General features: G+C 68.3%; 20 protein-coding genes. 13 read left to right on the plus strand and 7 right to left on the minus strand.

The features are described from left to right. Window positions 1-15: 15 nt before the first annotated feature. The 6 genes from rlmN to KF780_04260 all read left to right on the plus strand — a co-directional run bounded on the left by rlmN (window position 16) and on the right by KF780_04260 (window position 6,978). Window positions 16-1,212, plus strand: coding sequence for a 23S rRNA (adenine(2503)-C(2))-methyltransferase RlmN (gene rlmN / locus KF780_04235; protein MBX3561004.1), 1,197 nt, complete (start codon window positions 16-18; stop codon window positions 1,210-1,212). Then, window positions 1,199-1,909 (plus strand): 2OG-Fe(II) oxygenase, encoded by a 711-nt coding sequence (locus KF780_04240; protein ID MBX3561005.1) that lies wholly within the window; start codon window positions 1,199-1,201, stop codon window positions 1,907-1,909. Before rlmN ends, KF780_04240 begins: the two co-directional genes overlap by 14 nt. A gap of 42 nt (window positions 1,910-1,951) precedes the next feature. Continuing rightward, a complete protein-coding gene (locus KF780_04245) occupies window positions 1,952-3,217 on the plus strand; it encodes a class I SAM-dependent methyltransferase (protein MBX3561006.1) in 1,266 nt (421 codons plus the stop codon). Window positions 3,218-3,317: 100 nt separating this feature from the next. Then, complete coding sequence (locus KF780_04250; protein ID MBX3561007.1) at window positions 3,318-4,286, plus strand: phosphatase PAP2 family protein; 969 nt, start codon at window positions 3,318-3,320, stop codon at window positions 4,284-4,286. 84 nt (window positions 4,287-4,370) lie between these two features. After that, the gene (locus KF780_04255) at window positions 4,371-5,921 is read left to right on the plus strand and encodes a hypothetical protein (protein ID MBX3561008.1); all 1,551 of its coding nucleotides are present in this window, start codon (window positions 4,371-4,373) and stop codon (window positions 5,919-5,921) included. 25 nt (window positions 5,922-5,946) lie between these two features. Then, window positions 5,947-6,978 carry a glycosyltransferase family 2 protein gene (locus tag KF780_04260; GenBank protein ID MBX3561009.1) on the plus strand — a complete coding sequence of 344 codons (1,032 nt, stop codon included), beginning with the start codon at window positions 5,947-5,949 and terminating at the stop codon, window positions 6,976-6,978. On the opposite strand, the gene KF780_04265 is transcribed toward KF780_04260, so the two are convergent. Together KF780_04265 and KF780_04270 are read right to left on the minus strand one after the other, a co-directional pair. After that, on the minus strand, window positions 6,912-7,640 hold the full coding sequence (locus tag KF780_04265; protein ID MBX3561010.1) for a class I SAM-dependent methyltransferase: 729 nt from the start codon (window positions 7,638-7,640) through the stop codon (window positions 6,912-6,914). The genes KF780_04260 and KF780_04265 overlap by 67 nt on opposite strands. Further along, window positions 7,640-8,050 (minus strand): GtrA family protein, encoded by a 411-nt coding sequence (locus KF780_04270; protein MBX3561011.1) that lies wholly within the window; start codon window positions 8,048-8,050, stop codon window positions 7,640-7,642. The genes KF780_04265 and KF780_04270 overlap by 1 nt, the downstream gene beginning before the upstream one ends. Window positions 8,051-8,128: 78 nt before the next feature. Between KF780_04270 and KF780_04275 the strand changes: the two genes are divergently transcribed. After that, window positions 8,129-9,901, plus strand: coding sequence for an AcrB/AcrD/AcrF family protein (locus tag KF780_04275; protein ID MBX3561012.1), 1,773 nt, complete (start codon window positions 8,129-8,131; stop codon window positions 9,899-9,901). Here the strand turns inward: KF780_04275 and KF780_04280 are convergent. From KF780_04280 to KF780_04290, 3 genes are read right to left on the minus strand one after another with little or no spacing between them, the layout of a single operon-like run. Next, window positions 9,891-10,511: an NAAT family transporter gene (locus tag KF780_04280; protein ID MBX3561013.1), complete on the minus strand. Its 621-nt coding sequence runs from the start codon at window positions 10,509-10,511 to the stop codon at window positions 9,891-9,893. The genes KF780_04275 and KF780_04280 overlap by 11 nt on opposite strands. Then, window positions 10,508-11,395 (minus strand): bifunctional methylenetetrahydrofolate dehydrogenase/methenyltetrahydrofolate cyclohydrolase FolD, encoded by an 888-nt coding sequence (gene folD, locus KF780_04285; protein MBX3561014.1) that lies wholly within the window; start codon window positions 11,393-11,395, stop codon window positions 10,508-10,510. Before folD ends, KF780_04280 begins: the two co-directional genes overlap by 4 nt. Window positions 11,396-11,399: 4 nt before the next feature. Next, window positions 11,400-11,699, minus strand: a complete 300-nt coding sequence (locus KF780_04290) for a YggT family protein (GenBank protein MBX3561015.1) — start codon at window positions 11,697-11,699, stop codon at window positions 11,400-11,402. Between the two features lie 240 nt (window positions 11,700-11,939). Here KF780_04290 and KF780_04295 point away from each other — a divergent pair, with 240 nt between their 5' ends. Genes KF780_04295 through KF780_04305 form a run of 3 tightly spaced genes read left to right on the plus strand, consistent with a single transcriptional unit; the run spans window position 11,940 to window position 14,228 of the window. Then, window positions 11,940-12,434 carry a DUF2721 domain-containing protein gene (locus tag KF780_04295; protein MBX3561016.1) on the plus strand — a complete coding sequence of 165 codons (495 nt, stop codon included), beginning with the start codon at window positions 11,940-11,942 and terminating at the stop codon, window positions 12,432-12,434. A gap of 55 nt (window positions 12,435-12,489) precedes the next feature. Further along, window positions 12,490-12,930, plus strand: coding sequence for an Rrf2 family transcriptional regulator (locus KF780_04300; GenBank protein ID MBX3561017.1), 441 nt, complete (start codon window positions 12,490-12,492; stop codon window positions 12,928-12,930). Next, a complete protein-coding gene (locus KF780_04305; GenBank protein ID MBX3561018.1) occupies window positions 12,927-14,228 on the plus strand; it encodes an FAD/NAD(P)-binding protein in 1,302 nt (433 codons plus the stop codon). Before KF780_04300 ends, KF780_04305 begins: the two co-directional genes overlap by 4 nt. Here KF780_04305 and KF780_04310 read toward each other — a convergent pair. Beyond that, on the minus strand, window positions 14,225-15,565 hold the full coding sequence (locus tag KF780_04310) for a PAS domain-containing protein (protein ID MBX3561019.1): 1,341 nt from the start codon (window positions 15,563-15,565) through the stop codon (window positions 14,225-14,227). The genes KF780_04305 and KF780_04310 overlap by 4 nt on opposite strands. Before the next feature lies 1 nt (window position 15,566). After that, window positions 15,567-16,979, minus strand: coding sequence for a sigma-54-dependent Fis family transcriptional regulator (locus KF780_04315; protein ID MBX3561020.1), 1,413 nt, complete (start codon window positions 16,977-16,979; stop codon window positions 15,567-15,569). Between the two features lie 448 nt (window positions 16,980-17,427). On the opposite strand from KF780_04315, the gene KF780_04320 reads away from it, so the two are divergent. From KF780_04320 to KF780_04330, 3 genes are read left to right on the plus strand one after another with little or no spacing between them, the layout of a single operon-like run. Next, complete coding sequence (locus KF780_04320; protein MBX3561021.1) at window positions 17,428-18,681, plus strand: efflux RND transporter periplasmic adaptor subunit; 1,254 nt, start codon at window positions 17,428-17,430, stop codon at window positions 18,679-18,681. Between the two features lie 11 nt (window positions 18,682-18,692). Beyond that, complete coding sequence (locus KF780_04325) at window positions 18,693-19,373, plus strand: ABC transporter ATP-binding protein (GenBank protein ID MBX3561022.1); 681 nt, start codon at window positions 18,693-18,695, stop codon at window positions 19,371-19,373. 24 nt (window positions 19,374-19,397) lie between these two features. Continuing rightward, window positions 19,398-21,914 carry an ABC transporter permease gene (locus tag KF780_04330; GenBank protein MBX3561023.1) on the plus strand — a complete coding sequence of 839 codons (2,517 nt, stop codon included), beginning with the start codon at window positions 19,398-19,400 and terminating at the stop codon, window positions 21,912-21,914. Window positions 21,915-21,978 lie beyond the last annotated feature (64 nt).

The following is a 21,978-nucleotide window of genomic DNA, read 5'->3' on the forward strand; positions in this document are numbered from 1 at the left end:
CTCATGAACGCCGCCATGCCCATTCCCGGCCATATCGATCCGGTGCCCGTGCCGCGCCCGCAAGCGCCGGCCGATGGCGCGCAGGTCGAGCTGGTGGGCCTTTCCAAGGCGGAGATTCGCGCCGCGTTCGCCGGCGCCGGGCTGGACGACAGGCAGGCGAAGCTGCGCGCCAAGCAGATCTGGCACCAGATCTACCATCGCGGCGCCACCGATTTCGCCGCGATGAGCGATATCGCCAAGCCGCAGCGGGCCTGGCTCGCGGAGCGGTTCGCGATCGGCCGGCCGGAGATCGTCACCGCTTTGGTCTCGACCGACGGCACCCGCAAATGGCTGCTGCGTACCGCCGACGGCCACGATTATGAAATGGTGTTCATCCCCGATGCGGACCGGGGTACGCTCTGCGTCTCCAGCCAGGTCGGCTGCACGCTCAACTGCCGTTTCTGCCACACCGGCACGATGCGACTCGTGCGCAATCTCGATGCCGGCGAGATCGTCGGCCAGGTGATGCTGGCCCGCGATTCGCTGGGCGAATGGCCGAGCCAGCCGGAAGGGCGGATGCTCTCCAACATCGTGATGATGGGCATGGGCGAGCCGCTCTACAATTTCGACAATGTCCGCGACGCGCTGAAGATCGTGATGGATGGCGACGGGCTCGGCCTGTCGCGCCGCCGGATCACGCTTTCCACCTCCGGCGTTGTGCCGATGATGGCGCGCGCAGGGGAAGAGATCGGCGTCAACCTCGCCGTCTCGCTCCACGCCGTCACCAAGGAAATCCGCGACGAGATCGTGCCCTTGAACCGCAAATACGGGATCGAGGAGCTGCTCCAGGCCTGCGCCGATTATCCGGGCGCCAACAATGCCCGGCGCATCACGTTCGAATATGTGATGCTGAAGGACAAGAATGACAGCGACGAGGATGCGCGCGAGCTGGTCCGGCTGATCCGCAAGTACAAATTGCCGGCCAAGGTGAACCTCATTCCATTCAATCCCTGGCCGGGTGCCGAATATGAATGTTCGTCGGACGAGCGGGTGCAGCGTTTCTCGGACATCGTGTTCGAAGCGGGCATCTCCGCTCCGATCCGCCGCCCGCGCGGCCGGGACATCATGGCCGCCTGCGGACAGCTGAAGTCGGCGGCGGAAAAGAAGAGCCGCGCCGAGCTCGATCGGATCGCCGCGGAGAAGCAGGCCGCGCTTTCGGATGTTCCGGCTTAATCCGGCGCTCGATCGCAAGACGATTGCCGCGACCTTCGCGGCCGAAGGCCATGTCCAGGTCCGCGATTTCCTCCATCCCGATGACGCAGCGGCGCTCCATGCCGAGATGCGGCGGCGCGAGGACTGGAAGCAGGTCGTCAACAGCGGCGACAAGGTCTTCGATCTCGATCGGCCGACGCGGGCCGCGATGTCGACCGAGCAGCGCGCCGCGCTTGATCAGGCGGTCCACGCCGGCGCGCGCGAGGGTTTCCAGCATCGCTACGAAGCGATCCGCGTGCCCGACGCTGCGGCCGAGCGGGAGGCTTCGGACGATCCCTTCGCCAAGTTCGCGCTGTGGCTTTCATCGGGCGAGGCGCGCGATTTCCTGCGCAGCATCATCGCCCGACCGGAGCTCGACTTCGCCGACGCGCAGGCGACGGCCTATGCGCCCGACGACTTCCTGACCAGCCATACCGACGCTATCGAAGGCAAGGGGCGGCTCGCCGCCTACGTTTTCGGCCTCACCCCGGCGTGGCGGCCCGAATGGGGCGGGCTGCTGCTCTTTCACGATGATGACGGCGATATCGCGCGCGGCCTGACCCCGCGCTTCAACGCGCTCAATCTGTTCGCCGTGCCGCGGCTCCACAGCGTCTCGATCGTGACGCGCGCCGCGCCCTATCGGCGCTATGCCGTGACCGGCTGGCTGCGCCGCGACTGATCGCCCCCTTGCCCCGGCCCGCCGCAAGTATATTCTGCGCGCATGTGGCTGCTCGACAAGATGCTGAAGAGGCTCGTCGTGAAGGGCGAGCTGGTGGTGATCGACCATGACGGTGCGACCCGGCGCTACGGCCGGCCCGAGCCCGGCCGCGACCCGATCGCGGTCCGGCTGAACGACAGGGGCGCCGCCTTCCATATCGCCAAGGATCCGCGGGTCGGTGCGGGCGAGGCCTATATGGACGGGCGGCTGACGGTCGAGCCGCCGCACGACATTCGCGACCTGCTGCTCTTCGCCCGCGAGAACGCGCCCTGGGAGCGGCCCGGCGCGCTCCGTCCGAAAGGCCCCCTGCGCAAGGCCATCGCCGCGATCGCCGGCCGGCTCGACCAGATCAACTGGCGCTCGCGCTCGGCGCGCAATGCCGAGCATACCTACAACCTCACCCGCCGCCTCTACGAGCTGTTCCTCGACGAGGACCGCCAGTACACGATGGCCTATTATCGCGACCCGGCGAACAGCCTGGAGCAGGCGCAGCTCGACAAGAAGGCTCACATCGCCGCCAAGCTGAACCTGAAGCCCGGCATGAAGGTGCTCGACATCGGGTGCGGCTGGGGCGGGCTCGCGCTCTATCTCCACCGCCATTACGACGTCGACGTGCTGGGCGTCGCGCTCGCCCCCGACCAGATCGCCTTCTGCAACGAGCGGGCGGCGGAGCTGGGCGTCGCCGACCGGGTGAAGTTCGAGCTGAAGGACTATCGCGACGTCACCGGCGAGTTCGACCGGATCACCAGCGTCGGCCTGATCGAGCATCTCGGCACGCCCCATTATCCCGGCTTCTTCGCCCACACTCACCGGCTGCTGAAGCCGGACGGGATCATGTTCTCGCATTGCTGCGGCCGGATGGGCGGCCCGGGCCTCACCGACAAATGGACGCGCAAATATATCTTCCCGGGCGGCTATATCCCGGCATTGTCCGAGCTGGTGAGCGAGGCCGAGCGCAACCGGCTGATCGTCGCCGACGTGGAAGCGATGCGCTACCATTATGCCCACACGCTGGAGGAATGGTACAACCGCACCGACGCCCACCGCGAGGAGATCGTCGCGCTCTACGACGAGCGTTTCTTCCGCATGTGGCAATTCTATCTGGCCGGCGCCGAGGCCGCGTTCCGTCATGGCGGCCTGGTCAACTGGCAGCTGCAATATCTCAAGCGTCGCGACGCCGTGCCGATGACCCGCGACTATATGCATGAGGAAGCGTCGCGGCTGCGCGATTCCGACACCGCGCCGGCCTGGCATCTGGCGGCGGAATAGCTGGCGCAGCATCGCGCGCTCCGGAATTTACCGCGCCGTTAACCATTTCTTGAGCGCAAAGTCGTCAATGTCCCGGCGCGGCAACAGCGCAGGGGGATTCATGTCGGATCGCGATTGGCTTGTGCCGAGCATCGCCTTGACCGCTGCCCTCGGGCTGTTCGCGATCGCGCTGATTCCGAGCTATTCCGGGATTCTGCCCGCGATCGGGCTGCTGCCGCTATGGGTGCTGACGGCGGCGATTCTGTCCGGTTTCTATTTCGTCGCCGCGATGATGATCGCGGGCGTTCCCAGCCCTGTCGCGCATATCCGCGGTTTCGCGGCGCGTGAATGGCGCGCAATGCTGGTCTTCGGTTTCGGCATCTTCCTTGCCGGTCTCAACATGACGACGTTCATGTGGACCAAGCCGCTGCTCAATTACCTCGTTCCCTTCTGGGCCGATCCGATGCTGGCGGACATCGACAGGGCCTTGTTTCTCGGCACCGATCCGTGGCGGCTGCTCACCTGGCTGAACTCGACGCCGATGGCGATTTTCTATCATCGGGGCTGGTTCGCGATGATGATCCTGACCTTGATCGCCGTGCTGGCCGCGCGGCCCTCTGCGGAAAAGTCCGCCGCGATGACCACCTATTTCCTGCTCTGGTCGGTGGCGGGCCCGGTGATCCACGCGCTGCTACCCGCCGCAGGGCCGATTTTCTATGCGCAGCTCGGCCTTGGCGATCGGTTTGCCGGGCTCGAGGCGGTGTCCGAGACCGGCCAGGTCGCGACCTATCTCTGGACGACCTATGCGGGCGAGGGTTTCGGTCCCGGAGCCGGCATTTCCGCGATGCCCTCGCTGCACATCGCGACGGTCGCCTGGATGATCATCGTCACGCGCGCCTTCCTGCCGAAGCTGATCGTGCCGATGGCGCTTGCGGGGCTGTTGACCTTCCTGCTCTCCATCGCGCTGGGCTGGCACTATGCCGTGGACGGCGTCGTCGGCGCGGCGGCGGCGCTGGTCTTCCATCGGCTCCTGCTGGCCTATTATGCGGGCAGGACGGAGCGGCGCGCACCGGCGATGGTCGCCGGCTGAGAATTGCGCCCGCGCGACTTTCCTGTTGCAGTTTGGCCCGATTGACGGGAGTCATCGCGCTCGTCTGTTTCCGAGCGCGAGTATATGCAGCCTTCCCAGCCACCGCCGCCCGGCACGCCCCGCGCCTTTTGGGAACGCCGCGATTTCGCGCTGGCGATGGTGCTGCTCGCGGCCCTGCCGCTGCTGTGGCCGGACGTGCCGCCGCTGCTCGATCTGCCCGGCCATATGGGGCGCTACCAGGTCCAGCTCGGGCTCGAATCCTCGGCCGCGCTCCAGCAATTCTATACCTTCGAATGGCGGCTGATCGCCAATCTGGGCGTGGATCTGCTGATCGAGCTGCTCGCGCCGCTGATCGGGCTCGAGGCGGCGGTGAAGCTGATCGTGCTTTCCATCCCGCCGCTCACCGTGGGGGGGCTGCTCTGGGTCGCCAATGAGGTCCATGGGCGAATCCAGCCGACCACCTTGTTTGCCCTGCCCTTCGCCTACAATTTCCCGCTCTTCTTCGGCTTCGTGAATTTCGCGCTGGCGATGGCGCTTGCGCTCATCGCCTTCGCCTTCTGGCTGCGGCTGGCGCGGCAGGGGCGGTTCGCCCTGAGGGCAATGCTGTTCGTGCCGATCTCGCTGGCCTTGTGGGTGGTCCACGCCTTCGGCTGGGGCACGCTCGGCCTGCTCGCCTTCTCGGCCGAGCTCGTCCGGCAATATGACAGCGGCCGCAACGTCTTCGCGGCGGGCTTCCGCGCCGGCCTGCACTGCCTGTCGCTGGTGCCGCCGGTGGCGCTGATGCTGTTGTGGCGCAGCGACTCCGCCGGGCAGACCGGGGACTGGTTCAACTGGGACCGCAAGTGGGACTGGCTGGTCATGGCGCTGCGCGATCGCTGGGAGTGGTTCGATCTCGCCGCGCTTGGCCTCGCGACTCTGGTCATCGCCGCCGCGCCCTTCTTCCGCCGCGTCGTCTATTCCCGCAACCTGTTCGCTTCGGCGCTGTTCCTGATCGCGGTCTACATCCTGCTGCCGCGCATCGTCTTCGGATCGGCCTATGCCGACATGCGCCTCGCGCCCTATCTGTTCGCGATCGCGCTGGTCGCGATCCGTTTCAACGAGGGCGCGAGCCGCTGGCTGATGCGGGCCGTGGCAGTCGCGGGCCTGGCCTTCGTCCTGGCGCGGACCGGCGGCACCACGATCAGCACCTGGCTCTACGACCGGTCCTTCGATCGAGAGCTGGCGGCGCTCGATCATGTTCCGCACGGCGCGCGCATGGTCAGCTTCGTCGGGCGCTTCTGCCGCGAACCCTGGGCCATGTCCCGGCTGCTGCATCTGCCCGGCCTGGCGATCGTGCGGCGCGAGGCTTTCTCCAACGATCAGTGGACGATGGAGGGCGCCCAGCTTCTCGAGGTGCGCTACGCGCCGGGCTGGCCGTTTATCCGCGATCCCAGCCAGGTCGTCACCCACATGCACTGCCGCAGCGAGGTCTGGCGGACGATCGACGCGGCGCTGGCGACCTTCCCGCGCCATGCCTTCGACTATGTCTGGCTGATCGATCCGCCGCCTTATGACGAGGAATTCACCGAAGGCCTCGTCCCCGTCTGGCGCGACGGGCGCAGCGTCCTCTATAGGGTGGCCGGGCCGCTCTCCTGATGGCCCGTTGTGCGAAGGATCGTCCATGCCCGTGCCGCTGTCGATCGTGGTTCCCTGCTACAACGAGGAGGCGTGCCTCGCCGAGCTGCACCGCCGCCTGACCGCCGCGGCGAAGGCGGCAGTCGGCGAGGGCTACGAGATCGTGCTGGTCGATGACGGCTCGCGCGACCGGACATGGGAGATCATGCGGGAGCTGGCCGCGTCCGATCCCCGCCTGGTCGCGGTCAATCTGTCGCGCAATCACGGTCACCAGCTCGCGCTCACCGCCGGGCTCGACCTGTGCGCGGGGGAACGCATCCTGATCATCGACGCGGACCTTCAGGATCCGCCCGAGCTGCTCGGCGACATGCTCGCGAAGCTGGAGGCCGAGCAGGCGGACGTGGTTTATGCAGTGCGCCGAGCGCGCGCCGGCGAGACGGCGTTCAAGCGCGGCACCGCCAAGGTCTTCTACCGCCTGCTCTCCAAGCTCGCCGACATCGAGATCCCGCTCGACACCGGCGATTTCCGGCTGATGAGCCGCCGCGCGCTCGATGCGCTGCTCAGCCTGCCGGAGCAGGCGCGCTTCATCCGCGGCATGGTCGCCTGGGTCGGTTTCCGCCAGGTGCCCATCGCCTACGACCGGGCCGAGCGGCTGGCGGGCGAGACCAATTATCCGCTGCGCAAGATGCTGCGCCTCGCCACCGACGCGGTCACCGGCTTCTCGACCGCCCCGCTCCGCTTCGCCAGCCATATCGGCCTCGCCCTGGTCGCGGCTTCGCTGCTGCTTGTCCTCTATATCGGCGTCGCCTTCCTCACCGGCCGGGCGATCCAGGGCTGGACCTCGCTGATGCTGGTCGTCGTCGTGCTGGGCGCGGTCCAGATGTTCGTGCTCGGCATGATCGGCGAATATCTCGGCCGGCTGTATATCGAGGCGAAGCGCCGCCCACTCTACATCGTGTCCGAAATCGCGGGCGCGGCCGGCGAAGGGCCGCGCCGGCTCGGCCATGTCGCTCAGCGCCGCGAGACGATCGCGACCAGCGAGACCCCCGGCGGAAAAGGCAGGCGGCCGAGGACATAGCGCTCCAGGCCGAACAGTTTCTCGAACAGCGCATTGACCGGGCGCGGCGGCAGCTTGTCGTCGCTGTCCTCCTTGCCGGTCAGGCGTCCCGCGACGCGCGCGGCGGCGGCGAGCGGGAAGAGCAGGCTGTTGAAATAGCTCATCAGCTCGATCGTCAGGCCGGCGCGCGCGATCACGTCGCGCAGGCTCGCCTTGGTGTAGCGACGCTTGTGGTGGTTCACCACGTCGTGTGCGCTCCACATCCAGGGATGGGCCGGTACGGTGATCAGGATATGCCCGCCCGATTTCAGCTTCGCCGCCATGCCGGTCAGCGCCGCCTCGTCCGCCTCGACATGCTCCAGCACGTCGAGGATCGCGATCAGGTCGTAGGCGCTGTCATCGACGCCGGTCAGCTGCGGCAAGGGCGCGTTCATCACCGTCCGACCGAGCCGTCGGCTGGCAATGTCGCGCGCCGCGCCGTCGATCTCGATCGCATCGACCCTCCCGAAGCGACCGAGCATCGCCAGATTGTGCCCGGTGCCGCAGCCGATCTCCAGGATGCGCGCCGGGTCCGGAAGCGCGATCCCGCGCCCGATCAGATCGGCCAGGATGTCGCGCCGGGCGCGATACCACCAGTGCCGCTCGTCCAGCTCGGCCATCCGGTCATAGACGATACGTTCCATCAGCCGAACACCCACTGGCGATTCAGGGTGAACGTCACCAGCGGCGTGACGAACAGGATCGGGATAAGCGGCCACCACCACGGCCCGGCCAGCATGTTCGGCGCCGTGAGGAGGAACACGAACAGTGCGTTGAGGCCGAGGCTGACCAGCGACACGATGAAGAAGCGGCTCGTCGTCCTGGCCGTGTTGTCGCGCGTGCCGTGGCCCCGGAAGCTCCAGCGGCTGTGCAGCACATAGCCGGTGACCATCGCGACGAAATAGCCGGCGAGATTGGCGATCTGCGGCGAGACGATGCCGAGCCCGGCGAGCGGCGAATAGACGAGCGCGTAAAGCCCGGTGACGAAGCCGCCGACCAGGCCGAAGCGGAAAAGCTGTCCGACGATTTCGGCGAATCCGCCGCCGCGCCCCATATCCGGCCGCTCCTGTTCCCGGGCGCTTGCCCTTTGCCCGCGAGGGACTAATGCCGTCGCAAGGGCTTGAAAAGGGGCTTGGCTTTGGATGCGCTGAACCGGCTGGAGAAGCACTGGCGCTGGTGGCTGCTGCTCTTCTGGTTGGCCGTGGCCGGCTATTTCGTCGTATCGCGCTGGGCATCGATCCAGGGCTTCGCGCTCAGCGACACGGACGACAATCTGCGCATGATGCAGGTGCGGGGCCTCATCGAAGGGCAGGGCTGGTACGATCTGCGCCAATATCGGCTGGCCCCGCCCGCCGGCGCGGATATTCACTGGTCGCGCCTCGTCGACCTGCCGATCGCGGGGTTGAAGCTCGCCTTCGCGCCGCTGTTTGGCGGACGGGCTGCGGAACTGATCGCCGTCGCGGTCGCGCCGATGCTGCCGATGCTGGTCGCGCTGGCGGCGCTCGGCGTGGTGGCGCGGCGCCTGGTCGCGCCCTGGGCCTTCCTGGTCGCGGCGGGTCTGCTGATCTGCGCCGGCTCGGCGCGCGGCATGTGGGTGCCGCTCCGGATCGATCATCATGGCTGGCAGCTCGCCATGCTGGCGCTGGCGCTGATGGCGCTGACCGATCCGAAGCGCGCGCGCGGCGGCGCGATCCTCGGCGCGGCGACCGCCGCATCGCTGACGATCGGGTTGGAAATGCTACTCTATCTCGCGCTCGCTGGCGGCGCGACCGGGCTGCGCTGGGTGTGGGACGGTGCCGAGGCGCGGCGGCTGGCCGCTTATGGCGTGACGCTGGCGGGCGGCTGCGCGCTCGGTTTCCTCCTCTTCGCCTCGGAGGCGAACCGCGCGCCGGTCTGCGACGCGCTCTCACCGGTCTGGCTGTCGACGATGAGCGCGGCCGGCGCGCTGGCGGTCCTGCTCGCCATGCTCAACCCCGGCTCGCGGATCGCGCGACTGGGCGTGGCGGCGCTGGGCGGCATCGCGCTCGCCGCCGCCTTCGCGTTCTTCTGGCCGCAATGCCTCGGCCGGCTCGAGCGCACGCCGCCGGAGCTGGACGAATTGTGGCTCAACCGGGTGCGCGAGGCGATGCCGGTCTATCGTCACGGCGCGCAGACCGCGGCGCTCATCTTGACCCCGGTGATCGCCGGCCTCGCCGGCTATGCGCTGATGCTCTGGCGGCACCGCGGCGATGCGGTGCGGCTCATCCCCTGGGCAGCGCTGGCCGCGCCAGCCCTGCTCGCCGCCGCTTTGCTGATGTGGCAGACCCGCGCCGGCCCGGCGGCGCAGCTCCTCTCCATCCCGGGCGCGACGGCCTTGGCCTGGGCATTGCTCGCCTGGCTGCACGGGCAGAAATCGATCCTCGTGCGCGTGGCCGGCATCGTCGCCGCGTTCTTAGTCATTTCGGGCCTTGCCACCGGCGCGCTGACCGAATTCTTCCCGCGCGAGGTCACGGACTATCGCCGCAGCGTGAACCTCGCCAATGCGCGCTGCCCGACGCTCGCGGCGCTGGCGCCGGTGGGGCGCCAACCCAGAGGCATCGTCCTCACCTTCGTCGATCTCGGCCCCCGGCTCATCGCCGTCACCCACCACGACGCGCTCGCCGGCCCCTATCACCGCAATTCCCGGGCGATCATCGATGTGATGCGCGCCTGGCGCGGCGACGATGCCAATGCCCGCGCGACGATCGAGCGCTACCGCGTCGATTATGTCCTGATCTGTCCCAATCTGTCCGAATCGACGGTCTATCGCGCCGAAGCGCCGGCGGGCTTCTACGCCCGGCTGGCGCGCGGAGAGGCGCCGGGCTGGCTCATTCCCGTGCCGTTACCCGAAAACTCGCCCTACAAAATGTGGCGCGTCACAAACTGAAGCTGCGCTCGATCCCGTCCAGCACGAACTGGGTGGCGAGCGCGGCGAGGATGACGCCGAGCAGCCGGGTGATCATCGCCTCCATCTTGTGGCCCAGCCGCCGCATCAGCGGCCCGGCGGCGAGCAGGGCGACCAGGGTCAGCAGCAAGGTCGCGGCCAGCGCGCCGAACACGACCAGCGACTGCGCCGTCCCCTCGGTGCGCGCCATCAGCAGCATGATGGACGCGATCGAGCCCGGCCCGGCGATCATCGGGATCGCCATCGGGAAGACGGAGACGTCGTTCACCTCGCTGGCGCTCACCTCCTGCGCGCGGTTCTCGCGCCGTTCGGTGCGCTTCTCGAACACCATGTCGATCGCGATCAGGAACAGCATGATGCCGCCCGCGATGCGGAAGGCGTCGAGGCTGATGCCCAGCACGCGCAGCAGATCCTCGCCGAGCAGGCCGAAGAAGACCAGGATACCGGTCGCGACCAGCACGGCGCGGATCGCCATCGCGCGGCGCTGCCGGGCTTCGGCCTCGGTCGTCAGGCTGGCGAAGATCGGCGCGCAGCCCGGCGGATCGATCACCACGAAGAAAGTGACGAAGGCGGAGATGAAGAGCTCGGTCACAGTCCCTCCGGGGCCGGCAGCCCGGCCCGCGCGTGGGCCGCGACCAGGGTGTTGCGCAGCAGCACGGCGATCGTCATCGGCCCGACCCCGCCCGGTACCGGCGTGATCGCGCCCGCGACCTCGGCGGCGCTGGCGAAATCCACGTCGCCGATCAGCCGCGTCCTGCCTTCGCCCGCGTCGATCCGGTTGATGCCGACATCGATCACGGTCGCGCCCGACTTCAGCCAGTCGCCCGTCACCATCTCCGGCCGGCCCACCGCCGCGACGACGATGTCGGCGCGACGCACGACACCGGGCAGATCGCGGGTGCGGCTGTGGGCGATCGTGACGGTGCAGCTTTCCCCGAGCAGCAGCTGCGCCATCGGCTTGCCGACGATGTTGGAGCGGCCGATCACCACCGCCTCGAGGCCTGACAGATCGCCCAGCCGGTCCTTGAGCAGCATCAGGCAGCCCAGCGGCGTGCACGGCACCAGCGCCTCCTCACCCACCGCCAGCCGCCCGGCATTGAGGACATGGAATCCGTCCACGTCCTTGGCCGGGTCGATCGCGTCGAGCACCGCCTTCTCGTCGATCTGGGCGGGCAGGGGCAACTGGACGAGGATGCCGTCCACCGCATCGTCGGCATTGAGCCGCGCGACCAGCGCCAGCAAATCGTCCTGGCCGGTCTCGGCGGGCAGCCTGTGCTCGAAGCTCGCCATATTGGCCGCCAAAGTCGCCTTGCCCTTGGAGCGGACATAGACCTGGCTCGCCGGATCCTCGCCGACCAGGACGACGGCAAGACCGGCCGGCCGGCCGGCGCGCGCGGCAAAGGCCGCCGCCGCGATACCGACCCGCGCACGCAGCCCTGCGGCAAAGGCCTTCCCGTCGATGGTTGCGGCTGTCACGTGGTCAGCCCGCCAGCATCATGTCGGCCTCCACCCCGGCGAGGAGGATGCGCAGCACATAGATCAGCAGCAGCACGACAATAGGCGAGAAATCGAGCCCGCCGAAATCGGGCAGGATCTTGCGGACCGGCCGGTAGAGCGGCTCGGTGATCCGGTCGAGCGCGCCCAGGAAGGAACGCACGAAGTCGTTATAGGTGTTGATCACGTTGAACGCGACGAGCCAGGACAGGATCGCCTGGGCGATTATGATATACATCAGCACGCGCAGCAGCAGGTCCGCGACGCCGAACAGGGCCATTACCATCAGTGTCTCCCTTGGGGCTCGTCCCCGCATCTAGCGATGCGATCCCAAGCGGGCAATGCCGCCGCCGGCGCTTCCGCAAGGTGCCAAAGCGCGATAGGCTGGCATCATGATGATGCTGGCCAATGCGAAATGGGACGGGTCGCCTTTCCGCCTCGTGCGGTGCGAGGATGGAGGCGAATATCGCGGCGTCTGCGATTTCATCCGGACCCGTCGCGCCCCATTGGAACGGCCGGAGGCGCCATGACCGATCCCGTCCTGCACGATCCGGCGGTGTCCGCCATCGCCTCGCAGATCCAGCTCGCGGTCGCGCCCGTCTTCCTGCTCGCCGGCGTCGGCGCGATCCTGAACGTGCTGGCCAGCCGCCTCGCCAGGGTCGTCGATCGCGCGCGCAGCATCAATGCCGCTTCCTCCTCGCTCGATCCGGTGGAGCGCGAGGAAGCGGAGCTGGAGCTGCGCCTGCTGGCCCGGCGGATCAAGGCGGCGAATCTGGCGATCATCTGCTGCACGGCCAGCGCCCTGTTCGTCTGCGTCGTCGTCGCCGTCCTGTTCCTGGCCGAGCCGACGCGGGCGGGCGCGGCGCGGATCATCGCCACCCTGTTCATCGTCGCCATGGGGCTGCTGATCGCCGGCCTCATATTGTTCCTCCAGGAGATCCGGCTGGCAATGATGAGCTTGCGCGCGATCTCGAACTGGCGCCAGCACGGGCAATCGGGCCACAATCGGGACATCAATTGACCGCTTCGGGCGGTGGGCCGTTGTCATCCGCCGCCTTCGGGTCCATCTGGGCCCCATGCTTTCTCAACGGACGCGGTACACAATCCGGGCGCTGCTCCATCTTGCCGACCGCTATGGCGAGGGGCCGGTCCAGCTCGGCGAGATCGCGGCCGCGCAGAATCTGCCGCCCAAATTCCTGACTGTGATCCTCTCCCAGATGCGCCGCGCCGGCCTGGTCGAGACGATGCGCGGGCGCGAGGGCGGCTATTGGCTCGCCCGCCCGCCGGAGGAGATCAGCTATGGCGAGATCGTCCGGCTGACACGCGGCTCGATCGGCCTGCTGCCCTGCGCCAGCCGGCTGGCCTATGAGAAGTGCAAGAACTGCATTTCGGAAGACAAATGCCGGCTGCACCGCGCCATGCTGCGCGTCCGTGACGAAACCGCGCGCATTCTCGACGGGCTCAGTCTCGCCGATCCGGTCGCGATCGATCCGCCGGTGGAGCGGGAGACCGCATGAGCGCAGCCCATGTCGCCGTGATCGGCGCCGGCGCCTCGGGCGCGATCCAGGCGCTGCATCTCTTGAAGGCCGGCATCGGCCGCGTCACCCTGGTCGAGCGCGCCCGCGCGCCGGGCCGGGGCGTCGCCTATTCGACGGTGCGGGGCGAACATCTGCTCAACGTCCATGCCCGGCGCATGTCGCCCTTCGTCGACGATCCGGGCCATTTCGCCCGCTGGTTCGAGGCGCGCGGCGGGGATGAGGAGGGCTTTGCGCCGCGCATGGCCTATGGCGAATATCTGGCCGGGCTGGTCGGCGAGGCCGGCGATCCGCTGGAAATCGTGCACGGCGAGGCGGTGGATGTCACGCCCGGCGAAACCGTCCATCTGGCGGACGGCCGGACGATCGCCGCCGACGCTGTCATCCTCGCCCCGGGCAATTTCCCGCCCGCGACCCCACCCGGCATCGATCCCGCCTCCCTCGGGGCGTTCTGGGTCGGCGATCCCTGGGCGGGCGACATGCTCGCCGGGCTCGGCGGCGACGACACGATCCTGCTGGTCGGCACCGGGCTGACGGCGGTCGATGTCGCGATGACGCTGGAAACGGCGGGCTTCGGCGGCCGGATCGTCGCCTTGTCCAGGCGCGGCCTCCTGCCCCGCCCGCACGGGGCGCATGAGGAGCATGTCGACGCCGCGACCGGTCTGCCGACAGGCTGCACCGCCTTGCTTCGCCATATCCGCGCGCGAGGGCGTGAGCTTGGCTGGCGCGGCGCGGTGCATGCGCTGCGCCCGGTCACGCAAAAGCTGTGGATGGCGGCAAGCCTCGCCGAGCGGCGCCGTTTTCTGCGTCACCTTCGCCCCTGGTGGGACGTGCACCGCCACCGGATCGCGCCGGAGATCGGCGCGACGATCGCGGCGATGCAGGCCGCCGGGCGCCTGACCGCGATCGCCGGCAAGATCGCCTCGGCGAAGGCGGGCGACGACGCGGCAATCGTCGTCTATCGCCCGCGCGGGAGCGGGGAGGTGGCGCATCTGCGCGTCGCGCGCCTGATCAACTGCACCGGGCCGGAAATGGACATTTCCCGGTCCGGCGATCCGTTGCTCACCGCGTTGCTCGCTGCGGGCCGGTTGCGGCTCGATCCGCTGTGCATCGGACTCGACGTCGATCCCGCCTGCGCGGCGATCGGTGTGGACGGGCGCGTGTCGGGCCGTCTCTCAGTGATCGGCCCGGTGACGCGCGGAACATTCTGGGAAACCGTCGCCGTGCCGGACATCCGCGTTCAGGCGGACCGCATCGCGCAGCGGCTGGCGGTCGCCTAGATCACGATCCTGAACAGCGCGCCGCCCTCGGCGCCGCTGTCGATAGTGATCGAGCCGCGATGGGCGAGCACGATCTGCCGCGCGAGGCTCAGCCCCACGCCCGTCCCTTTCGTCTTGGTGGTGAAGAAGGGCAGGAAGATGTCCTGCTTGAGCCCCTCCGGCACGCCGGGGCCGTTGTCCTCCACCTCGATCCGCGTCCGGCCCGATCCGGTGCGCGCGAAGCTGAGGGTGACGCGCGGGCTCGCTCCATGGCTGCGCGCCGCGTCGGCGGCATTGCGCAGCAGGTTGATCAGCACCTGGCTCATCAGGTCCGGATCGGCGTCGAGCGGCGGCATCGCCGCCTCCACCCTTGCCTCGAACGCGATGCTCTCCGTCCCGTCGGCGGCGCGGAACAGGGCGTCGAGTTCCCCGGCCCAGGCAAGGATGTCGATCTCGCGGCGGCGCACTTCCGGCGCGCGGCTGATCTGGCGATAGCTTTCGACGAAGCTCATCACGCCGTCCGCCCGCCGCGCCAGCGTCTCGACCGCGGCGCGCGCGTCGGCGATGTCGGCGTTGCCGCCCCTGTCGACGCTCCGCATCAGCCCCGCCGCGCTGTGCGCCAGGCTGGTGACCGGGGTCATCGAATTCATGATTTCGTGCGTGAGCACCCGGATGAGGTCGCTCTGCGCGGCGATCTCGATCGCGTTCAGCTCGCCCTGGATCGGCTGCACCGCGACCACGCGAACCAGCCCGCCCAGCCGGTGCACCACCGCCGCGCTCACCAGCATCGTCTGCGGCACGCCGTCGCTGAGCAGCGGCACGAGGCGCGGGCGCTTGACCGCGCCGCCCGCAAGCGCGTCGGCGAAGGCCTCGCCATATTCGCGGAAATCCTCGATCCGGACGCCTTTGTGGCGGATCAGCAGCCGGCGCGCCGCCTTGTTGGCGAGCTCGACCTTGCCGTCGCCGTCCACCGTCAGCAGCGCGGTCGGCGCATCGTCCAGCACCGCCTCGTAGAAGCGGTTGGCGTCGATCAGCTTGTGCTTGTCGTCGCGCAGCCGCTTCAGCGCCTCGTCGAGCACCCCGCCCAGCTCGGAAAAGCCGCTGCCGTCGCCGCGATGGGCGAAGCTCTGGCTGAAATCGCCGAACTTCACCGCGTCGATGAAGCGCGCCAGCTCCATGTTCGTGCGCTGGACATGCCGCCACAGCATCGCCGCCGCGCCCGCGACGAACAGGCCGGCGACGACCTTGGCGGCGCCGAGGTCGGGCCGCGCCAGCGCCGCGACGAAGGCGAAGGCCGCGATCAGCAGCAGCGCCAGCCGCCACAGCAGGCCGAGCATGAAGCGGTTCCGGAAACGCATGCTAGAGACCGTGCTTCTCCATCCGGCGGTAGAGCGAGGCGCGGGTCAGGCCCAGTTCGGCGGCGGCGAGCGAGATGTTGTAGCTGTGCTTCTTCAGCGCCTGCTCGACCATCGCCTTCTCGTTGCGCTCCAGATTGAGGTCGTCGCGCGCGGCGGCGATCGCTGGCGCCGGCGCGGGCGGCGCGGCACGCGCCGTCGCGCCCGCGCGCGACAGCGAGAAGTCGTCGGTCGAAAAGCTGTCGCCCTCGGCGAGGATCACCGCCCGTTCGGCGGCGTGGCGCAGCGCGCGGACATTGCCCGGCCAGTCGTAATCGGCGAGCGCATCGGCGACATGCGGCGGAATGTCGCGGGCCGGCTTGCCGTATTTTTTCGCGTAGAGGCCGACGAAATGCGCGACGAGCATGGCGATGTCCTCACGCCGCTCGCGCAACGGCGGCAGCTCGATCTCGACCGTGTTGAGCCGGAACAGCAGATCCTGGCGGAAACGGCTTTCGTCGGCGAGCTGCTCGGGCGGGCAGTTGGTCGCCGCGATCACGCGGATGTCGATCGGCACCGGCTTGTTGCCGCCGACCGGCACGATCTGCCGCTGTTCCAGCGCGGTCAGCAGCTTGGGCTGGAGATGGAGCGGCAGGTTGCCGATTTCGTCCAGGAAGAGCGTGCCGCCGTCGGCCGCCTGCATCCGCCCGATCCGGTCGCCCTGGGCGTCGGTGAAGGCGCCCTTCACATGACCGAACAGCTCGCTTTCGAACAGGGTCTCGGCGACCGCGCCGAGATCGACCGAGACGAGCACATTGCCGGCCCGGCGCGACTGGGCGTGGAGTGCGCGCGCCACCAGCTCCTTGCCGGTGCCGTTCTCGCCCAGGATCAGCACATTGGCCTCGGTCGGCGCGGCGCGCTGGATCAGCGAATGGACCCGCGCCATGGCGGGGGATCGCCCCAGCAAAGGCGTTTCGCCGCCCGCCGCCGGCGCCGCGATCGCGGCGCTGCGCTTGCGCTCGGTCTCCACCTGGACGCGCGACGCGCGCAACGCGGCGGCGGTGCGGACCGTCGCCAGCAGCCGCTCGTTCGACCAGGGCTTGGACACGAAATCGGTGGCGCCCCGCTTTATCGCCTCGACCGCGACGGAGATGCCGGCATGGGCGGTGATCATCAGCACCACCGCCTCCGGATCGCGCTTCAAAATCTCGGACAGCCAGTGGAAGCCCTCGGCGGCGTTGGTCGCGCCGCGCCCGAAATTGGCGTCGAGCAGGACGACGTCGGCCGGCTCCTGGTCCATCGCCTGCATCGCCGATTCCGGTGCCTGATAGGTCAGCACCTCGCGGAACATGTCGCGCAGCAGCAGCCGCGCCGACATCAGAATATCCTCGTCGTCGTCGATGACGATGCAGCGCCCGAAGCGCTTGGCCTGGCTCACGTCTTTCCTCCCGCGTTGCGCGATACCGGACAAACAAGCTTCGTGCCAGCATCGCGCTTGCGGCGTCCGGGCGTGGACATTCCTGTCCGGAAGCGCACAGGCGCTGCCACGTCCCGGACACCCCTTATGAATGGAAAATCCCGGAAATCCGCCATTCCCGGCGCCTGGCACGGCTCATGCTGCTGAAGCGGCGCAGGGATCGCATCTGCAAGGAGCAAGAAGATGGCACGGATCGAAACCTTCGCTTTCACGGTCGGCATGGCGCTGACCTCATTCCTCACCCTCGTCGCGCTTCCGTTCGCGTGAGCTGTGGGAAAGTGTGCGGCGGCGGACACTTCTGTCCGGAATCGGACAAACGCCGCCGCCGCATGCTGCAGTGGCAGGGACGGGGTGAATGAGCGTGGTGCGGATGGCCAGGGACGAGCATAAGCCGCAAAGCGGCGGCGGCATGGACAAGGTCGTCGAGTCGCGCGTGCTGCCGTTCCGGATCAAGGCCGCGATCGGCATCGCCGTCTTGCTGCTGCTCGCCGGTCTCTTCTACGCTTTCATGCCCAGCGCCAACAGCCAGACGGTCGATGCCGCGCGCGTCACCATCTCCACCGTCGCGCAGGGCCGCTACGACGATTTCCTGCCGCTTCGCGCGCGCGTCGAGCCGCTCGTCACCGTCTATCTCGACGCGGTCGAGGGCGGCCGGGTCGAACAGGTGCTGGTCGAGGACGGCGTGGCCGTGCAGGAGGGGCAGCTCCTCGCCGTGCTTTCCAATCCCAATCTCCAGCTCAACGTGCTCGCCCGCCAGACCGAGGTGACGCAGCAGATCAATTCGATGCGCAGCCAGGAACTGGCACTGAACCAGACCCGGCTCGCCAACGAGCGCGCTTTGATCGAGGCCGATCTCGCCGCCCAGACGGCGCAGCGTCAATATGAGGTGCAGCGCCCGCTCGCCGAGCGCGGCTTCGTCGCCGGCCGGGTGATCGCCGACAGCCGCGACACCTATGAGGCCAATCGCCGCCGCGCCGAGGTGCTGCGCCGCCAGCGGGCCGAGGACGAGCGGCTGCAATCCAGCCAGCTCGCCCAGCTGCGCGCCTCCGCCTCCGGCCTCAATGCCAGCCTGGAGATCGCCCGCGCCAGCCTCGATTCGCTGAACCTGCGCGCGCCCGTCGCCGGCCAGCTCACCGCCTTCTCGATCCAGATCGGCCAGTCGCTGAACCGGGGCGAGCGGCTCGGCCAGATCGACAGCGCCGGGCGCAACAAGCTGCGCGCCCAGGTCGACGAATTCTATCTCGGCCGCGTCGCCGAGGGGCAGACCGCCAATGCCGAGGCCGGTGGCCGGCAGGTCCGGATGCGGGTCAGCAAAATCTATCCGCAGGTGCGCAACGGCACGTTCGAGATCGACCTGCAATTCGTCGGCGACGAACCCGCCAATCTGCAGCGCGGCCAGACCGTCCAGGTCCGCCTGACGCTTGGCGATCCCTCGCCGGCGCGGCTGATCCCGAACGGCGCCTTCTACAACGAGACCGGCGGCAACTGGGTGTTCGTGGTGGCGCCCGACGGCCGCAGCGCGGTCCGGCGCCAGGTCCGCCTCGGCCGCCGCAACACCGAACAGATCGAAGTGCTCGACGGGCTCGATGCCGGCGAGCGCGTCATCACCTCGCCTTATACCGGGTTCGCCGAACGCGATCGGCTGACCTTGAGCGGACAATGAAGGAGAAGCCGATGCTGAGCATGCGTGAACTGTCGCGGGTCTACCGCACCGACACGGTCGAGACGACCGCGCTCGACGGCATCTTCCTCGACGTGGCGGACGGCGAGTTCGTCGCGATCATGGGCCCGTCCGGCTGCGGCAAGTCCACCCTGCTCAACGTGATCGGCATGCTCGATTCGCCCAGCTCGGGCTCCTACGTCTTCGACGGCACCGAGGTGGCGGGCCTGTCGGAATCCAAGCTCGCTGATTTCCGCAAGCGGAATATCGGCTTCATCTTCCAGTCGTTCAATCTCGTCGACGAGCTTTCCGTTCGCGAGAATATCGAGCTCGCGCTGCTCTACCACAATGTCCCCGCGGCAGAGCGGCGCGCCCGGGTCGACGAGGTGATGGACAAGGTGGGCATCGCCCACCGCGCCCGTCACCGGCCGTCGCAGCTGTCCGGCGGGCAGCAGCAGCGCGTCGCCGTCGCCCGGGCCCTGGTCGCGGCGCCCAAACTGATCCTCGCCGACGAGCCCACCGGCAATCTCGACACCGCCCATGGCGACGAGGTGATGAAGATGCTGCAGGCGCTGAACGCCGAGGGTTCGACCATCGTCATGGTCACGCACTCGCCGTCCCACGCCGATTATGCCGGGCGCATCGTCAACATGCTCGACGGGCGCATCCTGCTCGAACACCGGCGCGCGGCCTGATCGGCGGCGGGGAGGAGAGAGATCATGTGGCGCAATTATCTGACCGTCGGGGTCCGGGCGCTGGTCAAGAACCGGACCTATGCCTTCATCAATATCTTCGGTCTCGGCGTCGGCCTCGCCGCCTGCCTGATGCTGCTCCTCTATGTCCGCTACGAGACGAGCTACGATCAGTTCCTGCCCAATGCGGAGAACACCTACCAGTTCCAAAGTCACTTCCAGAACCCGCAGACCGGCGAGGAAAACCGGCTCCAGATGACCTCCCTGATCGCGGGAGAGCGTTTCCGCAGCGACTTCCCGCAAATGGATCGCTCCGTCTATGCCTGGAACAGCGCGCCGGTCGTCCTGCGCGGCGGTGAAGCGCTGTCGACCGAGAGCGTATTGCTGTCCGACGGCCTGTTCTTCGATGTGCTTCGCTTCCCGTTCGCGCAGGGCGATCCCGCCACCGCGCTGTCCCAGGTCAATTCGGTCGTCCTGACCGAGAGCGAGGCGCGGCGCATCTTCGGCGACGAGGCTGCGATGGGCAAGACGGTCACCATGTCGACGCGGGGCCAGACCGTCGATTATCGCGTCACCGGCATCGCGCGCGATGTCCCGCGCAACAGCCATGTGCGCTTCACCATGGTGATGCGCATCGATCCGGCGAGCTATTTCACCGATACGCCGCAGATCCTGGACAATTGGGGCTGGCAATCGGGCTGGTTCTATTTCAGCCTGCGGCCGGGCACCGATGTCGATGCCATTCGCGCCCAGCTTCCGGCCTGGGAACGCCGCAACATTCCCGATCAGCGGTTCGGCGAGCAGGTGTTCAATCAGGGCGACAATCAGGACTGGCGGATCGTCAATGTCCGCGACGTGCATCTCGGCGACGCCGATGCCGCGACGATGACGCCGGTCAACGACCGGCGGACGATCGTCACCTTTACCGTCATCGCCTTCCTCATCCTCGGCATGGCTTGCGTCAATTTCACCAACCTCGCCACCGCGCGCGCCAGCCAGCGCGCCCGCGAGGTGGCGCTGCGCAAGGTGCTCGGCGCCAACCGCGCGCAGCTCATGACCCAGTTCCTGGCGGAATCGATCCTGATCGCGGGCATCTCGATGCTTGTCGCGCTGGCGATGGTCGAGCTGCTGCTGCCGGCGCTGTCCAACTTCCTCGATGCCGATCTCGGCATGACCTATTTCGGCGCCGAGGGCATGTTGCCGCCGATCCTGCTGCTGACGGTCCTGGTCGGGGCCGCCGGCGGCCTCTATCCCGCGATCTATCTGTCGCGCTTTCAGCCGGCCCAGGTGCTGAAGGCCAACAAGTCGTCGGCCGAAGCCGCCGGCTCCGGCCGGTTGCGCAATGCGCTGGTGATCGGCCAGTTCGCGGTGTCGATCGGGCTCATCATCTGCACCGTCGTGGTCTATGCGCAGACGGTCCATGCGCGCACGGTCGATCCCGGCTTCCAGCGGGACGGGCTGATCCAGATCCAGAATCTGGGCCGCCGGCAATTGCTCGATCGCTCGGACGCCGTCGCGCGGGAAATCGCGCGCGTGCCGGGCGTCGCCGCGGTCGGTCGCTCCGGCATCGGCGTGGCGACGGGCAGTTCCAGCAACGCCGGCGTGCAGGTGCCCGGCCAGACCGAGCCCGTCTCGATCGGCATCTATGGCGTCGATCCCGCTTTCTTCGAGACGATGGGGATCGAGCGCCTCGCCGGCCGCCTCTTCGACGAACGCCGTCCGGCCGACGATATCGATCTGCCGATCAATTCAAGTCCCGAGCAGGAACGCGCGCTCGTCGCGCGGGGCGCCAATATCGTGATCAACGAGCTGGCCGCGCTGCGCCTGGGCTTTCGCAGCCCGGAGGAAGCGGTCGGCAAGACGGTCGGGGTCGCGCTGGTCGAACCGGAGAATGGCGGCGTCGTGCCGGCGCGGATCGTCGGCGTGGTGCGCGACACGCGCTTCCGCTCGATCCGCACGCCGCTGGAACCCCTCATGTTCACCTGGAACCGCAATGTCGCCAATGTGCTGCTCGTCCGTCACGACGGCACCGATCCGCAAGGCACGCGAAGCCGCATCGAGCAGACATGGCGCCGGATCGCACCGGACGTGCCGTTCGATGGGGAGTTCAGCGAAGACCGCGTCGCCGAGCTCTATGAGGCGGAGCAGGCCCGCGCGCAGGTCTTCGCGGCGTTCGCGATCCTCGCGGTGATCGTCGCCTGCCTCGGCTTGTTCGGTCTGGCCGCGTTCACCGCCGAGCGCCGCACGAAGGAGATCGGCATCCGCAAGGTGATGGGCGCGCGCACCCGCGACATCGTCCGGCTGCTCGCCTGGCAATTCTCCAAGCCGGTGATCGTCGCCAATCTGATCGCCTGGCCGGTCTCCTGGTGGGCGATGCGCGAATGGCTGAACACGTTCGACACGCGCATCGAGTTCGGCTGGGCCGATCCCTGGCCGTTCCTGCTGGCGGGCCTCGCGGCGCTCGCCATCGCGATCGGCACGATCGCCGGCCACGCGTTCAAGGTCGCCCGTGCCAATCCGATCGTTGCGCTCAGATACGAATGAGGCCCGTCATGACCTTCGTCGAACCGCGCGGCCCGTCCGCCGAAAGCCCCGCTCGCCCCGGCGC

It is taken from the genome of Sphingomonas sp. (assembly GCA_019635535.1).
Lineage (GTDB): Bacteria > Pseudomonadota > Alphaproteobacteria > Sphingomonadales > Sphingomonadaceae > Allosphingosinicella.